The organism is Muricoccus nepalensis, assembly GCF_006438825.1.
GTDB lineage: Bacteria > Pseudomonadota > Alphaproteobacteria > Acetobacterales > Acetobacteraceae > Roseomonas > Roseomonas nepalensis.
Genome location: NZ_RCZP01000012.1, coordinates 129,582 through 144,350, shown reverse-complemented (window position 1 = coordinate 144,350; position 14,769 = coordinate 129,582). Strand labels below are relative to the sequence as shown.

The following is a 14,769-nucleotide window of genomic DNA, read 5'->3' as shown; positions in this document are numbered from 1 at the left end:
GTGTGCCGGCGGAAGGCGACGACGACGGCCTCCTCCTCGACCGAGAGAACCGTGGACTTCGGCTCCTTCGGCCCAGTCGGCAGGTCGGTAACAGACCCACGCGCCTTCCACTTGGCGACCGTTTTCGGGTTCACTCCATAGCGCTTGGCCAGCCCTCTCAGGCTCTCTTGACTATGCTGTATCGCTCGACGGATTGCCTCCGTCGTTGTGGCGCTGCCATGGAGAACCTGGCCCATAGTGCGTCCTTCCGCTCAGGGGAGAAGACTGCACCATCAAACCCTGGGATCAAACATCTAGGGGCGCCCGGCCGGGCCGCGGCCGGTCGTCGGCAGCCACGTCTGGATCGGCTTGAACGCCACGATCCTGAAAGGGGTGATCATCGGTGATGGCGCGGTGATCGCGGCCGGCGCGATCGTGAACCGGGACGTGCCGGCCGGTGCGCTGGCCGCCGGCGTCCCCGCGCGTCCCATTCAGCCTATCCAGTGGTCCTGACCCGCCCGCCGGGCTCAGTCCGATGCAATCCTTTGGTGAGCGCCTTATACTGCCGAGCAGATGTTCCGATCCGTCCAGACCCGCCACAGGCGAAGGACTGAAGCCGTGTCTGCAAGGCAGGGACCAGCTGACGATGTGTCAGGACATAGGCGCGCCGGTATTAGTCTCTCGCTGCACGCAAGAAGACCTCAGTGCTGGTCTGACCATGGCGAGAGAGCAACAAAGGACGGACGACGATTGCGCATATGCCCGCCTAACCAGAGGTCAGGTGGACCGGCGCAGGAGGGTTCCCATCGCCACGCCGGCCCGGACTGCCTCGACCCCGCGAAGGTAGCGCGGAAGTCCGGCGCACAAGCTAAACTGTGCACGGTTAAAGGCACGTGTTGCCAGCCGTTGCAGCGTCACATCCGATCGTGTTCTGAGACGTGGCGCAGGAGCGATGTTCTGGACGCCGATGCCGGGGTTGAAGAGCCAACGCACCCTGCTGAAGAGCGGCACGGTCGAAGCAAGGTCTGCTTAGAAACCCAGCATGGTGAGCGCGCCGTTGATGAGCGCCTCTATTTCCTCGTCGGGAAGCACGTCGACTCCGGGTACGACGTCGATGTTGAGGGCGCGCTTCAGTGTGTAGGCCGCCGCCAGCGCGGTGAGGACAAGCGAGCTTCCCAGCAGGCCGAAAGCAGCCAGCACGATCCCGTCGAACAAGCGGCGTAGCATTAGCCGAGTGGCCTTCCCAGTCTGGAACACCGCGTTGGCAAAGGGGAGCGCCGGAAGCTTCATGAAGCCTCTCTACCTCAGGCGACGCGAACGATGCGTTAGCCGCAGGAGCAAGATGCTGGCTTCAACCAAGCCGACGGCCACCCCTTCTATCCGCCTGCGGAGAGGGGTTACCTAAGAACCGAGGTGGAACAGCTTCTTCGCTCGGGTGAAGTGCGGGATGAACTCCGGGGCGGCCGGTCGCTCCTTGCCTGAGTGAAGACTGATAGGCCGCTGCAGTTCTCGTGAGTGGGCCGCCACGTCCGGACTTGTCTTGGCGTGTCTCTTCTTTCGCTCAATGGGTGCACGCACCGTCGTTGTGCTCACCCCGCCCAGACCTGCTCCGTTCCGCAGATCGTGCAGGCGCTGCTGCGCGGAGGCGTAGGCACTCTCGGGGCCGGAGAACCCGGCTCCAAGTCCAACAGTCAGCCCGCACTCGTTAGCGAGGCGCCAACGCCACTTGCGCGGCCCGTAGCCGACGCGCTCCACCACAATCTGAACCTCTTCCATGCCCTGGTCACGCCGCCCTGCCATCGCTCACACTCCCCATGTCGCCTACCAGGCAACTAGATCACTAAATAGTGATACCGAATGATACAAGCGGAATTTCGGTGGATGAAAGGAGATGGCGCTTCTGACTGGTGGCGCCCGCCTCAGTAGGCCGGCTCCCTCCCGGGGCGCAGCGGCTTCTTCCAGCCTAAACAGCGAACCCCCGCCTGCGTATCTCACAGACGGGGGCTCTCTCGGATCCGGATTGAGGGAGCGCCCCCCTGGCACGCCGCCAATCTATGTTAACAACTCGTGGGTGCCACCTCGGGTTGCATCGTAACGAACTGATATGAAATTAGAATGTTACCATAACGAAAGTGTGAAACTCTGTGGGTAACTTGGGTGGGAGGCACCCTCGGGGTCGAGCCGACGGTCCCCTCGCTGGCACAACCAAGCCAATTAGTCCGAGACTCCGAGGGGGAGGGGCGGGCCGGCGCGGTGTTGGGGGGAGTGCGCCGGCCCTGAGCGTCCAAGGCGAGGGGGAACCCTGGCGCCTTGGACGGCAGCTAACCGTGGATGCGTGAACGAACCATAACGAAAGTTACCGGTACCCACCTCTCCATGTCGTCCGATGGGTGCAAGGAGCCGGCGCTACGTCAGGTGGCGGGCGAGGTGCTTGTTCATCTCGAACATCGTGACCTTGTCCTTGCCGAACACCTTGCGCAGCTTGCTGTCGGCCAGGATTTCGCGTCCGTCCTCCGGGTTCTGCAGCTTGTGCTCCTTGATGTAGGACCAGACCTTGCTGACCGCGTCGCCGCGGGCGAGCTTGCCCTCGCCGATGACGGCCGCGAGGTCCTCGGAGGGCTGCAGGGGCTGCTGCAGCGCGTTCGGCTTGGCCCCCTTAGCGGGCTTTGCCACCTTGCCCGCCCTGGCCGGCGTCGCGTCCCCGGTCGCCTCAGGCTCTGGCCCCTCTGTGCTCGCCTTCTTGGCCATGAGTAACTCCCCGTCGTTCGTGTTGCTGACCTCGCAGGCTGGCCGCAGCGCGGGCCGGCGCGCAACGCCCGCTCGGACCAGCTCTCCCGCCGTGCCAGGGTGCTATCCCTCGCCGGCGAGGCGGAGCAGGGCGTTGACGAGGTCCCAGGCCCAGGGCTCGGCCATGGTGTCGTGGATGTTCTCGAAGCTGTCCCAGAAGGTTGCCTCGAGCTTGGCGGCACGCGCCTTGGCGATCAGGCCGGCCAGCGTCTGTGGCTGGGCCGCGCTGATGGCGTCGCGGTTGCTCGACTGCATTGCACGGATCAGCTTGGAGGCGCAGCCGGCTAAGGACGGATCTGGGATCACGCGCGTCGGACATACACCGGCCATCCAAGCTCCAGCACGCTGCTCAGCACGCCTACGGCGATAGCCACCTCCGTCGCGTGGCGCCCGTCTGTGCGGAAGCGCACTGCGTCACCAGTGACCCACTAAACGCGTAATATCCGCCTCAAACAGGGCTCACTGTTTGCAGCCCAGAGCCTTCTGCTGCTTCACCAGGCGCACGCACCACCTCGGCTTCTGTGGGAGTGGGTCAGGCGTTCCCCACCGTAACCCAATCATCGCCGTTCGTTGCTCGCACCAATGTCGCGAAGAGCCGCAGTGCCTCTGGTCCTCCATCGTCGAGCAGGGCGCCCGCTTCCATCTCGGCGGCGAGGAGTTCGGCGTGCTGGGCCAGAAGGGCTGCCGCCCTCTGCATGGCACCTTGCGCAAGCAGCTGCCGCGCATCGGGCGGCAGCTCTCGCCACGAACTGAACTCGGCCGAGATGGCGATCGATGGAGGAGAAGCCGCCATAGAAGTCTCCTGGTCAGAGGAGCCCTTCTGGCTAACGATGACCCTCGTGGGCCTGACCTCGACTATCAGCCAACAAGATTAAGGGCAAACCAAGAGCTCAGTCAGCTGTCCAATATAAACCTGTCGCAGTCTGCTGGTTCGGGAGACGGTAGGTAAAGTTTCGTGCACCGTTTAGCCGTGGTTGAGCACCACCTCAAATGCTGTGGCATGGTCGATACATCAGCGCAAATGGCTATCAGCGGCCAGCGCGGTTTGCGGCTCCCCCCCTCCCCGCCGAGCGCAACCAAGCAGTGCGATGAGCACAAGTCACACCGTTGCGAATTCGCGAGTATCTGGGTCTCGGCAATACAATGCTCGAGCTTACGAAGCTGATCCAGAGCGGCGTTGTCGTCCACTCCCGCTCGCGCGTGACGTGCTGCTCCTGGAGGCCGCACCGCGCACGACAATTGGCGTCTCGCCTTCCACAGCGACTGTTCGCGCGGCGATCATTTCGGCCCTATGTGGGTGCCGAGGCAAGCTCGTTCGCCCGGGTACCTCCGACGCTAAGGCAAAGGCGCCCAGGGCGGACAGAGATCGTCGGCGGGGCGCTCAGCACGCGCTTCAGTTGGATCAGAACACGTCCCAACGCTGGTCGCACACCTATGGAGACATGCCCCAACGGCAGCCCTGCGCCAGCCACTTCCTCAAGCAGATCAACCGCACGCTCACCACAACCGGGCCGTGCAAATCTGCCACACCCTCGCCAATTATAACGATTTAGTGATATCGGTGCTTCACTAAGCATGTACTGCCTCCGATATCACGTTTAGGTGATCTCTGGATCAGGTCATTGGAGATCGTCGCATGCTCGCCTTCGTCTTTGGCACCGCTGTTCTTGTTGTTGTCAGTCTTCTTGTGAGGACCGCTGTTAGTAACGAGCGATGGGATCACCTTCCGGACGGAAAGTTCGGCCGGTAAAGTTCAACGCGCGGCGCGGTTTGGAGCGAGATCCAATACTCGGCGAATCAACTGGGTTGATCCCGACTGCCAGACACGAGCGGGCGTTTGATCTGATCCTATCGGTGCTGACAATAGCGGCTTGCGCCCTATTCTGAACTGTACTCGCAGGGTTGAAAGTAATTCTCTGCACCTTCAGCCCATGATTATTTAGGGCATCACACAAATCTTGGAGTGAGGAGCAGCCACACTCTAAGATTTGCACACGAGCGTCAGAACGAAGGCGGCAGGGGAGCGCTGGTAGGCCGACTCACACCTCGCACGAAGGCCGCAGGTGTCTCGTGAGGTCTGGAGCAGGGACTGGATGATGAAGCCGCAGCGGTCGTAGCGCAGGGCCAGTCGCCTGTTCTCCAGCAGCCAGGCGTTGGTGCGCTCCACTGGCCAGCGCCACTTGCCCAGACCTGACCCGGGTGCCCGTCCGCGCTTGTGGATGCACGGTTTGACACCGAACTTGCGGCAGAGCTCGCGGTGCCGCTCGGCGTCGTAGCCCTTGTCCGCGAGGACCGTGCCAATGCGAGCCAGGACCGCGAAGGCGGCCAGGAACAAGCGTTCGAACAGCACGGTGTCAGGGACGTTGGCGCCGGTGACGGCGCAGGCCACCGGCAGCCCGTCCCCTGTGGTCGCAACGTGGTACTTGCTGCCCTGCTTGGCCCGGTCTGTCGGGTTCGGGCCGGTCAGGTCCCCACCTCGCTTGGCGCGCACGGAACAGCTGTCGAGGATCAGATCCGGGCGACCGCGCAGCATACGGACGAGCAGAGCATGCACCCGCCCCAGCAGGCCGGTGCGCGACCACGCTGCCAAGCAGCGTCGCAGGGTCGAGCCGCTGGCCTTCTCCGTTGTCGCCCGAAGGCCGCGCCATGGCGTGCCCTCGCGCAGAAACACCCGCAGGGTAGCCAGCACCCGCACAGTGGACGCAGGCGGGTGGCCGCGTCCGCGAGAGCGGCGCCCTTCGCAGCACTCCATCGCCGTCGCGATCAGCCCTAGGATCCTTCTGTCCACCTGTCCCTCCGCACCAAAGCCGCACAGGTGGGAAGATGGTCAGCAGGCCGCCGAAACAGGGTTCCTCAACTCATGGTAGTAGTGAAAACCACCTCTNCCAAGCAGCGTCGCAGGGTCGAGCCGCTGGCCTTCTCCGTTGTCGCCCGAAGGCCGCGCCATGGCGTGCCCTCGCGCAGAAACACCCGCAGGGTAGCCAGCACCCGCACAGTGGACGCAGGCGGGTGGCCGCGTCCGCGAGAGCGGCGCCCTTCGCAGCACTCCATCGCCGTCGCGATCAGCCCTAGGATCCTTCTGTCCACCTGTCCCTCCGCACCAAAGCCGCACAGGTGGGAAGATGGTCAGCAGGCCGCCGAAACAGGGTTCCTCAACTCATGGTAGTAGTGAAAACCACCTCTTATCGTGACGACGCCGGGCGGTTTGCCGCCGAGGCATGCTTCTCAGGGGCGGCGCCGGGCGGAACTGTCCCAGTAACCTCGGGCCGAACTGTCCCTGTCCGTTCCACCGGTTCCACCGGCACTCTGTGCTGAAGAAGAACGTCCAGCAGGAACCGCCCATGCACCGTCGCACCCTCATCGGCACCGCCGCCGCGGCGTCATCCGTCCTTCTTCCTGGCCTGCGGGCGGGAACGGCCCGGGCCCAGGGCACCTGGCCAGACCGCGCCATCACGCTCATCGAGGGCTACCCGCCGGGCGGGGTGACCGACATCACCTCCCGCGCGGTGGCCGACCCCATGTCGCGCAGCCTCGGCGTTCCCGTGGTGGTCGAGAACCGCCCGGGCGCGGCCACGTCGGTCGCCGCCACCTACGCCGCCCGCGCCCGTCCCGACGGCTACACGCTGGTGATGGGCACCACGACCCTGGCCATCAACCAGACCCTCCAGCCGAACCTGACGCCGAAGGATCCCTCGCGGGAGCTGGACGCGATCGGCATGGTGTTCCGCACGCCCTTCATCCTGCACGTCCATCCCGGCGTGCCCGCCACCAACACGGCGGAGCTGATCGCGCACTGCAAGGCGAACCCGGGCAAGGTGCTGTTCGGCTCGCCCGGCACCGGTTCCGTCAGCCATCTCTGCCTCGAGATGTTCCGCGCCCGCGCCGGGATCGACATCGTCCACGTGCCCTACCGCGGCGGCGCGCCGGCGGCGCTCGACCTGCGGCAGGGCCGCATCCACGTGGTCTTCCAGGCGGTGCAGGAGGCGGCGACCACGCTGGCCGACGGCGGCACGCGCGGCTTGGCCGTCACGGCCGACGCGCCGCTGCCGGGCTACCCGGCCCTGCCGCCCGTCTCGGCCACCCTGCCGGGCTTCGAGGTGTTCTTCTGGCAGGGCCTCTTCGCGCCCGCCGGCACGCCCGCGCCGATCCTGGCCCGCGCGGCCGCGGCGCTGCGGACGGCGACCGAGGACCGGGCGCTTCGCACGCGGCTTGCCGAGCAGGGCGTGGAGCTCGTGAGCGGCGACGCCGGCGTGCTGCGCGCGGCGCTCGCGGACGACACGCGCCGCTGGGGCGACGTGATCCGCGAGGGCAACATCCGGCTCGAATAGCCCGGCCCACCTTCTTGGCTCGGGCAGGCCCGCCCTGCCGGGATTCCGCACGCCTTCCCACCGGACACGACGATGACCCTGAGCAATCTCACCTCCCGGATCCCCGGCTTCCATCGCATGACCACGGCGGAGCGGCTGGAGGCGGTCGCCGCCTTCTCCGGCCTCGACGAGGCGAGCGTGGCGCAGCTCGGCGCGCCCGGGAACATCGACGCCCACCTGGCGGACCACATGATCGAGAACGTGGTCGCCACCCTCTCCATCCCGGTCGGCGTCGCCACCAACATGCGCGTGGACGGCCGCGACGTGCTGGTGCCGATGGCCACCGAGGAGTCGTCGGTCGTCGCCGCGGTCTGCAACTCCGCGCGCCAGTGCTACGACGCGGGCGGCTTCACGACCTCGGTCTCGGGCAACCTCATGATCGCCCAAGTGCAGCTCACGGGCGTCACGGACCCGGAGGCGGCCCGGCTGCGCATCCTGGAGCGCTGCGACGAGATCGCCGCGATCTGCGACGGCTGCGACCCGATGCTGGTCCGCCTCGGCGGCGGCTTCCGCGACCTCGAGGTGCGCGTGCTGCCCACGCGCGGCGGGCCCATGGTGGTGACCCACCTGATCGTGGACACGCGCGACGCCATGGGCGCCAACGCCGTGAACACCATGGCCGAGACGCTGGCCCCCTCGATCGAGGGTTGGACCGGCGGCCGGGTGCTGCTGCGCATCCTCTCCAACCTCGCTGACCGGCGCCTGGCGCGGGCGCGAGCCACTTGGCCGCTCGACGCCATCGGCGGCGCGGCGGTGCGCGACGGCATGGTCAGCGCCTACCACTTCGCCGAGGCCGACCCCTACCGGGCCGCGACGCACAACAAGGGCATCATGAACGGCATCTCCGCCGTGGTGCTGGCCACCGGCAACGACACCCGCGCCGTCGAGGCGGGCGCGCACGCCTACGCCGCGCGCCACGGCCGCTACACGAGCCTGACGAGCTGGGAGGTGACGGCCGACGGCTCGCTGGCGGGCTCGATCGAGCTGCCGCTGCCGGTCGGCCTCGTCGGCGGGGCGACGAAGATCCATCCGACGGCGCGCGCCTGCCTGAAGATCCTCGGCGTCTCCACCGCGGCGGAGCTGGCGCGGATCATCGCCGCGGTCGGCCTCGCGCAGAACTTCGGCGCGATGAAGGCCCTGGCCACCACGGGCATCCAGAAGGGCCACATGGCGCTGCACGCCAACAACGTCGCCATCGCGGCCGGCGCCGTGGGCGAGGAGGTGCCCCGCCTGGCGGCCCTTCTCGTGGAGCGGCGGCAGGTGCGCCAGGACGTCGCCGCCGCCGAGCTGGAGCGGATGCGCGCGGGCTGACGCGGCCTCGTCAGCCCCGCGCCGGGCCCGCGAGCGCCTCCGCCAGGAAGGAGAGGAAGGCGGGGTCGCTGGCATGGGCCACGTTGAGGCGGAGGGCCGGCGGGCCGCCGGCCTTCTCGGGGCTGAAGACCGAGCCCGGGGCCAGGAAGATGCCGCGCCGGGCCGCCTCGCGGCAGAGCGCCTCCTCCTCCAGCCCGGGCGGCAGGGCGGCCCAGAGGTAGAAGCCGCGGCACGGCGGGGGCGCGATGGGCAGCCCGACCGACGCCAGATCCTGCAGCGCCTGGGCCGTGGCGGCCTCCACGCGTTGGCGGAGGCGCCGCAGGTGGCGGAGGTAATGGCCGTCGCGGATCAGCCCGGCCACGAGGCGCTCGGTGAACTGGGAGGTCGAGACCACCGTGATGAGCTTGAGGTCGTCGAGCGCGCGCGCGACCGGCGCCGCCGCCGCGACGTAGCCGACGCGGAGCGAGGCGGAGAGCGTCTTCGAGAAGGTGCCGACGTAGAGCACCCGCCGCAGGCCATCCAGCGACGCCAGGCGCGGGCTGGAGGGGGGAAGGAGGTCGGCGAAGGGGTCGTCCTCCACGATCTGGAAGCCGTGCGCCTCCGCCTCCTGCAGCACGCCATGGGCCACCGAGGGGATGAGCGTGCCCCCCGTGGGGTTGTGCGCGAGGGACTGCGTGAAGAAGGCCCGGGGCCGCCCGCCTTCCAGCTTCGACCGGAGGTCCTCGAGGTCTGGGCCCTCCATGGTCCGCCGGATGCCCACGACCTCCGCCCGCGCGAGCCGCAGCTTGGCGAAGAGCGGGTAGTAGCCGGGATCGTCCACGAAGACCCGGTCGCCCGGCGCGACGAGGTGGCGGATCACGAGGTCCAGCGCGTGGTTGGCGCCCTGAGTGAGCAGCACCTGGCCGGCCGAGCAGTCGATCGAGCGCTCCGTGAGCGCGAGGGCGACCTGTTCGCGCAGGGGCCCGTAGCCCCAGGAGCTCCCATAGCCGTGCGTCTCGCCCCGGTGCTGCGCGCGGGCGGTGCGGGCGACGTGCCGCGCGAGCTCGGACTCCTCCATCCAGGAGGGTGGCGGCCGGCCTTCGCCGGGGCGGACGACGTAGTGCCCCTCGGTCTGCTCGCGCAGCAGGGAGACGAGGCCCAGGGCCTCCACCACCTCGCTCCGTGCGGGCGGCTGGCGGACCGACTGGGCGGCGACGAAGTACCCGGCCCCTCGCCGCGCCTCCAGGTGGCCGGAGGCGACCAGCCGGTCGTAGGCCTCGGTCACGGTGTTCTTGGACACGCCCTGCTCCAGCGCGGCTTCGCGCACGGAGGCGACGCGAGCGCCCGGGCGCAACAGCCCACTCTCCACCGCGGCGGAGAGGCGCGCGACCATCCGGATGACTTTTGACGTGGGCTTCATGCCTTGCCGAGGATGCGGGGCTGATTCGGCCGATCGCCGCCGACCATCGTTGGCGAGCCGGGCGGGTGAATGTCGAGAGCGGTGTGCACGATTGTTGTCGTCGAGGCCTTGATGACGGCCGGCGGGTTGTTCCGGGCGCCCCGTCCCGGGAGGGGCGGCGTGCCGGGGGAGCGGAGCGCGGCCGGGGGACGGCGAGCCGCCGCGGGCGGCAGGCGTCAGCCGAAGGGGTTCGGGACCTGCGTCGTGCCCGGCTTGCTCTCGAGTTCTTCGGGCAAGCGGTCGCCCTCGCTCTCGAGCGCCCCGACGACGGCGTCGAGCAGCGACCGGAGGCGCCGGGCCGCCTCGAGGCCCCGGCGGTCGCGGGTGAGGTCGAGCGAGCCGTAGACGGAAACCCGGTCCAGCCGGTTCTCGATCGTCAGGTCGCCGACGGAGGTCGAGGCGGCTTCGTCGGCGAAGGGCGTGAGCCCCACCGGGCCCGTTTCCCTGCCCTTGTCCGTGCCCTTCGGCATGCACTCGCTCCTTCAGCGCCGCCCCAGCACCCGCACGAGGAGGGCGATCATCACCACCACGACAAGGCCCGCGGCGACGCGGGTTGTTACGCTCCAGCCCTCGGCCTCGGCCTCTCGCGTCGGCGAGGGCCGCTCGGGCTTCGCGCCGCCATCCCGCGCCCGGCCGCCCGGCTCCGCGGTCTCGGCCTGTCCCTCGCAGGCGCCGCGTGCCCTGCTCGATCGTGGCGCGGGAAGGGAGAGGAGCCGGTCGCGGGCCGCGACGGGGACGCCCGGGAAGACCTCGATCCCGGTGATCCCGCGCAGCTCGGCCAGGGACACGGCCTGCCACGCCAGGCCCGGCCCGTTGGGGGCCAGGTAGGCGGCGGCGGCCCCGCGCCGGGGGGCGTAGACGGCCTTGTAGAGGGAGGTCGGCACGAGCACGCGCCCGCCGATCCGCTCCAGGCTCTCGCCCGCGAAGACCGGGCCCGTGACGACGTAGACCTCCCCCTCGTCGGCGGCGAAGCGACGCACGGCCGACTCGATCCCCTCCCAGATGCAGCGGTTCGAGGCGGGATGCTGCGGCACCATGTTCGCGAGCGAGAAGCTCTCCACCATCGAGGTGGGGGTGGCCATGTCGCCCGAGGGCGCCATGTGGCCCCGGTCGAAGCCGGAGCGGGCGTAGTCGGCGAGCTGCGCCCGCTCGTCGTAAGGAAGCCGCTCCTCCTCGTGGAAGGTCCCGTCGCGCCCGACCTCGCGTGCCCCTGCCATCCGGGCGCGGGTGAGGTGCTCGGCGACCGCCAGCGGCGTGCGGGAGACGCCGCTGTGCAGGACCGCGTAGCCCTCGAAGCAGAGCTCGCGGACGCGCGCGGCGAGGGCGGGACGAAGGATGCCCGGCGCGCTTCCGTTCGCGAAATGCTCGGGGCAGGCGCTGGGAGCGGCGACGGCGGGCGGCGAGGCGAGCAGCAGGCCGAGAAGCAGCGCGAGGCCGATGGCACGAAGCGATGGGCGGGAAAGGCCGGTGGCGCGGTGCCCGGGGGTCGAGGAGCTCACCCGCATCTCCAGAACACCGTCACGACGGTCCCATCATCCGGGTTCGCTTCCCGAGCACGCCGAGCCGGTGCGCCACGGGCAGGACCATAACGCGGACAGCCGCGAAGGTTCCTTCAGCGCGGAGGTGGCTGGCCGGCGCGGCACGCGGGCAGGGGATGATCCGGGGAGATCGCGCGTTGGTCCGCCAAGCTCGTCCGCGTGGGCTTGCATCCCCGCGGTTCCTCGTCGCGCCCGGGAAGCGTCGGCATGAGATCAACGGGCACGCATCACCCAGCAGCCGTGGCGACAACGCCCGGGCGCAACGCGTCGTTGGTGGAGGACGGTTGCGCGCGATCACGGGACGTCCAGCGGGGCGGAAGCTCGTGGACAGGGTGAACCCGGTTGTGCATGTTCCTGCTTTGTTCGCGGGAGTCGCGCATGGAGGAAACCTTGAGCCTGGGAAGCGTGCCCCAGGGGCCCGACTCAGAGGCGGCGGCTTACCGCGCCGACACCGGCGCCACGCAGGCGTTTCTGGAGGGCTATGTTCGCCAGCGCTTCCTCCGGGAGCTCGACGACGAGGAGACCGTCATCCGGAGCCTGCCCTTCTACGCGACCGGCACCGGCGCGACCTTCGCGGCCATCGCGGTCGCGGCCCCGCAGCTCCGGCAGGCGGCGCCCGGCTACGCGGCGCCGATCGCCTCCGCGCTCGCCCTCGACGTCGCGCTGGTCGTGGTGTCGATCGGCTGCCTGCTCGCGGCGCTTGTCCGCCGGGGCGTGCTCGACGTGGCTCCCGAGGCGGAGCTGCTCCGGTCGGCGGGGCAGGTGGCCCAGGAGACGAGGGAGCAGTTCGCGGAGGCGACGCCCCAGGAACTGGAGGGCATCATCCTGGCCCGGGTGCGCGGCAGCCTTGTCGCGCAGATGATTGTCGCGACGGCGCGCAACCGGCAGGCGAACCGCGAGAGGAAGACCTGGAGGAACCGGGCCTTCGTGGCGCTGGTCGGTGCGTTGCTGCTGACAATCGGCGGGCTCGTTGCTACCTTCGCCGCCGGAGGGCTCAGGTAGATGCTCAAGGCGGTGCGCGACGTCGCTCCCGAGGGAGCGGAGAACCCCGACGCGGCGGGCCGCGAGACGCGCCCGCGATGGGGGGAGTTCCCCCGGCTCGTCGAGGAGGACCGGGGCAGCCCGGCCCCCGCCGCGCCGAAGCGCCCGCCCGAGACGGGGGAGCTTCGCGACCTCACCGACATCGCGATCTCGCTCGGAAACCCCCGCGCGCGCTGACCGGGCGTTCGGGCACCCCGTGATGGCGGAAGCCGAGCCGGGAGCGACCCTGCTGCCGTGCTAGCCCGGATTGGCGCGCGGTGCGGACGAACGATCGACACCGGCTCACCCCTTGAGGAGCCCTCGTCCTTGAGGACGGCCGTCGCTCGGGTCTCATCCCGCCATGGTCAGGCCAGGGTCACAGGTGCCGCCCGCCGTCCACGACCAGGTTGGTGCCGGTGCTGAGCCGGAGGTGGGTGATGGCGGAGAGAATGGCGAGCGCCACGTCGTCGGGCTCCGCCACGGTCCTCAGCGGCGTGGACGCGGCCTGCTTCTCCACGGCGGCGCGGGTCCGGCCCGGCACGAAGTCGGTGTTGACCGCCGCGGGCGAGACGCCGAGCACCCGGATCTCCGGGCCGAGCACCCGGGCGAGCGAGAGCCCCATGGTGTCGAGCGCGGCCTTGGAGGCGCAGTAGGCGATGCTGCTTCCCAGCCCGGTCGAGCCCGAGAGGGAGGACACGTTCACGATGACGGAGTCCCCGCCGCGCCGCAGCAGGGGCGCGAAGGCGCGGATGGTCGCGAACGGCCCCCTCACGTTGGTGATGAGGATGCGGTCGAAGGACGCGTCGTCCATGGCGTCGAGGTCGGCATGGGGCACGGCCTTCGTGGTCCCGGCGGAGTTCACGAGGACATCGGCACGACCGAACCGGCGCTCGACCTCCGCGGCGGCCGCGTTCAGCGCCTGGCTGTCCTCCATCGGCAGGGCCAGCGCCCGGTGCCCCGTGCCCGGAAGCTCGGCGACGAGGGTCTCCGCCCTCTCGCGTCCCGCGCCGTAGCCCACGACGACCGTGGCTCCCGCCGCGGCCAGGCGCCGGACCGTGGCCGCCCCGATGCCGCTGCTTCCCCCGGACACGACGGCGACGCGGCCGCCGAGCGGGTATTCGCCCTGGCCACCGGCACGGAGGTCGGTCATCGCATGTCTGCTCCCCTGTCCCTTGCTCGCTGGGTGGATTGCTGAGCTTCGGGCCCGCACTCTATCCTTCCACCCGTGGAAGAACAGGGGCGCCTGGACCGGGCACCGGGGGCAACCGCGTCCGACCTCAGGGCCGCCTCGACGTCCCGGCCCAAAAGGGCGGCGCGCCCTGGGCCCGGCGGGAACGCTCACCGGGAGGGAACGATGAGACGACGACACGCCGCGGCCATCCTCGCCCTGTGCTCGGCCGCGTCGGGCGCCCGGGCGCAGGGGGCCTGGCCCGACCGGCCGGTCCAGCTCGTGCAGGGCTTCGGCGCCGGTGGGAACGCCGACACCATCGCGCGGGTCATCGCCGCCCCCCTGGCGGAGGCGCTCGGGAAGCCGGTCGTCGTCGAGGCGAGGACCGGGGCGGGCGGCAACATCGCGAGCGAGTACATCGCCCGCGCCAGGCCGGACGGCTACACGCTGGGCCTGCTGACCGGCGGGCACGCCGTCTCGGCCGCGGTGTACCGGAACTTCCGCTTCGACCCGGTCCAGGACTTCTCCTTCATCTCCACGGTGTCGGTCTTCCCCTTCGTCGTGGCCACCCGCGCCGAGAGCCCGGTGCGCAGCATGGGGGACCTGATCGCGGCGGCGCGGGCGCGGCCGGGGGAGATCACCTTCAGCTCCGTGGGCGTCGGCTCGACGCAGCACCTGACGGGGGAGCTGCTGGCGCAGATGGCGGGCATCCGCCTGTCGCACGTGCCCTACCGGGGCGGCACCCAGCCCCTGACGGACATGCTGTCCGGGCGGATCGACGTGATGGTGGACTCCATCACCGTGACCGGCGGCGCCATCCGGGCGGGCAGCGCCCGCGCCCTGGGGGTCACCAGCGCGGCCCCGTGGCCCGGCCTGGAGGCGCCGTCGATCGCCCAGTCGGTGCCCGGCTTCGAGGTGGTGTCGTGGGTCGGGCTGGTGGCGCCGAGCGGGACGCCCGCGCCGATCGTCGCCCGGTTGAACACGGAACTCGCCAAGGTCCTGGCCCTGCCCGAGGTCCAGCGGTCGCTCGAGGCGCTCGGGTCCCGGCCCATCCCGAGCAGCCCGGAAGCGATGCAGGCCTTCGTGTCGGGCCAGATCCGCCAGTGGCAGAGGGTTGTCAGCGAGGCCGGCCTCGAGCGGCAACCGTGAAGGAACCCTGAG

General features: G+C 69.7%; 14 protein-coding genes and 2 pseudogenes. 6 read left to right on the top strand and 10 right to left on the bottom strand.

What is annotated here, in order from left to right:
• A pseudogene (locus EAH89_RS14485) lies at positions 1 to 236 on the bottom strand (IS481 family transposase); the annotation flags it as partial.
• An 88-nt stretch (positions 237 to 324) separates the two neighbouring features.
• On the opposite strand from EAH89_RS14485, the pseudogene EAH89_RS33420 reads away from it, so the two are divergent.
• Positions 325 to 418: pseudogene (locus EAH89_RS33420) on the top strand (DapH/DapD/GlmU-related protein); the annotation flags it as partial.
• Positions 419 to 1,008: 590 nt separating this feature from the next.
• On the opposite strand, the gene EAH89_RS14475 reads toward EAH89_RS33420, so the two are convergent.
• The 5 genes from EAH89_RS14475 to EAH89_RS14455 all read right to left on the bottom strand — a co-directional run bounded on the left by EAH89_RS14475 (position 1,009) and on the right by EAH89_RS14455 (position 5,554).
• Positions 1,009 to 1,269: a hypothetical protein gene (locus EAH89_RS14475; protein ID WP_140884323.1), complete on the bottom strand. Its 261-nt coding sequence runs from the start codon at positions 1,267 to 1,269 to the stop codon at positions 1,009 to 1,011.
• A gap of 1,116 nt (positions 1,270 to 2,385) precedes the next feature.
• A complete protein-coding gene (locus EAH89_RS14470) occupies positions 2,386 to 2,727 on the bottom strand; it encodes an SWIB/MDM2 domain-containing protein (RefSeq protein WP_140884321.1) in 342 nt (113 codons plus the stop codon).
• Positions 2,728 to 2,829: 102 nt separating this feature from the next.
• Entirely contained in the window at positions 2,830 to 3,021 is a 192-nt protein-coding gene (locus tag EAH89_RS14465; RefSeq protein WP_140884319.1) for a hypothetical protein, read from the bottom strand.
• A gap of 277 nt (positions 3,022 to 3,298) precedes the next feature.
• Complete coding sequence (locus EAH89_RS14460) at positions 3,299 to 3,559, bottom strand: hypothetical protein (RefSeq protein WP_241667023.1); 261 nt, start codon at positions 3,557 to 3,559, stop codon at positions 3,299 to 3,301.
• A gap of 1,188 nt (positions 3,560 to 4,747) precedes the next feature.
• Positions 4,748 to 5,554, bottom strand: a complete 807-nt coding sequence (locus EAH89_RS14455) for an IS5 family transposase (protein ID WP_140884317.1) — start codon at positions 5,552 to 5,554, stop codon at positions 4,748 to 4,750.
• A gap of 553 nt (positions 5,555 to 6,107) precedes the next feature.
• Between EAH89_RS14455 and EAH89_RS14450 the strand changes: the two genes are divergently transcribed.
• Positions 6,108 to 7,094 carry a Bug family tripartite tricarboxylate transporter substrate binding protein gene (locus EAH89_RS14450; RefSeq protein WP_140884315.1) on the top strand — a complete coding sequence of 329 codons (987 nt, stop codon included), beginning with the start codon at positions 6,108 to 6,110 and terminating at the stop codon, positions 7,092 to 7,094.
• 72 nt (positions 7,095 to 7,166) lie between these two features.
• Complete coding sequence (locus tag EAH89_RS14445) at positions 7,167 to 8,444, top strand: hydroxymethylglutaryl-CoA reductase, degradative (RefSeq protein ID WP_140884313.1); 1,278 nt, start codon at positions 7,167 to 7,169, stop codon at positions 8,442 to 8,444.
• Between the two features lie 10 nt (positions 8,445 to 8,454).
• Here EAH89_RS14445 and EAH89_RS14440 read toward each other — a convergent pair whose 3' ends face one another.
• The 3 genes from EAH89_RS14440 to EAH89_RS14430 form a co-directional block, all read right to left on the bottom strand.
• The gene (locus EAH89_RS14440) at positions 8,455 to 9,816 is read right to left on the bottom strand and encodes an aminotransferase-like domain-containing protein (protein WP_241667022.1); all 1,362 of its coding nucleotides are present in this window, start codon (positions 9,814 to 9,816) and stop codon (positions 8,455 to 8,457) included.
• Between the two features lie 242 nt (positions 9,817 to 10,058).
• Positions 10,059 to 10,352 (bottom strand): hypothetical protein, encoded by a 294-nt coding sequence (locus tag EAH89_RS14435; protein WP_140884309.1) that lies wholly within the window; start codon positions 10,350 to 10,352, stop codon positions 10,059 to 10,061.
• 12 nt (positions 10,353 to 10,364) lie between these two features.
• Positions 10,365 to 11,381 carry a DNA/RNA non-specific endonuclease gene (locus tag EAH89_RS14430; RefSeq protein WP_161993598.1) on the bottom strand — a complete coding sequence of 339 codons (1,017 nt, stop codon included), beginning with the start codon at positions 11,379 to 11,381 and terminating at the stop codon, positions 10,365 to 10,367.
• Positions 11,382 to 11,798: 417 nt separating this feature from the next.
• Here EAH89_RS14430 and EAH89_RS14425 point away from each other — a divergent pair, with 417 nt between their 5' ends.
• Both EAH89_RS14425 and EAH89_RS14420 read left to right on the top strand, forming a co-directional pair.
• A complete protein-coding gene (locus EAH89_RS14425; RefSeq protein ID WP_140884305.1) occupies positions 11,799 to 12,422 on the top strand; it encodes a hypothetical protein in 624 nt (207 codons plus the stop codon).
• A complete protein-coding gene (locus EAH89_RS14420; RefSeq protein ID WP_140884302.1) occupies positions 12,423 to 12,638 on the top strand; it encodes a hypothetical protein in 216 nt (71 codons plus the stop codon).
• Positions 12,639 to 12,816: 178 nt separating this feature from the next.
• On the opposite strand, the gene EAH89_RS14415 is transcribed toward EAH89_RS14420, so the two are convergent.
• Positions 12,817 to 13,590, bottom strand: a complete 774-nt coding sequence (locus EAH89_RS14415; protein ID WP_140884300.1) for an SDR family NAD(P)-dependent oxidoreductase — start codon at positions 13,588 to 13,590, stop codon at positions 12,817 to 12,819.
• Positions 13,591 to 13,794: 204 nt separating this feature from the next.
• Here EAH89_RS14415 and EAH89_RS14410 point away from each other — a divergent pair, with 204 nt between their 5' ends.
• On the top strand, positions 13,795 to 14,757 hold the full coding sequence (locus tag EAH89_RS14410) for a Bug family tripartite tricarboxylate transporter substrate binding protein (RefSeq protein WP_140884297.1): 963 nt from the start codon (positions 13,795 to 13,797) through the stop codon (positions 14,755 to 14,757).
• The last annotated feature ends 12 nt before the right edge of the window (positions 14,758 to 14,769 follow it).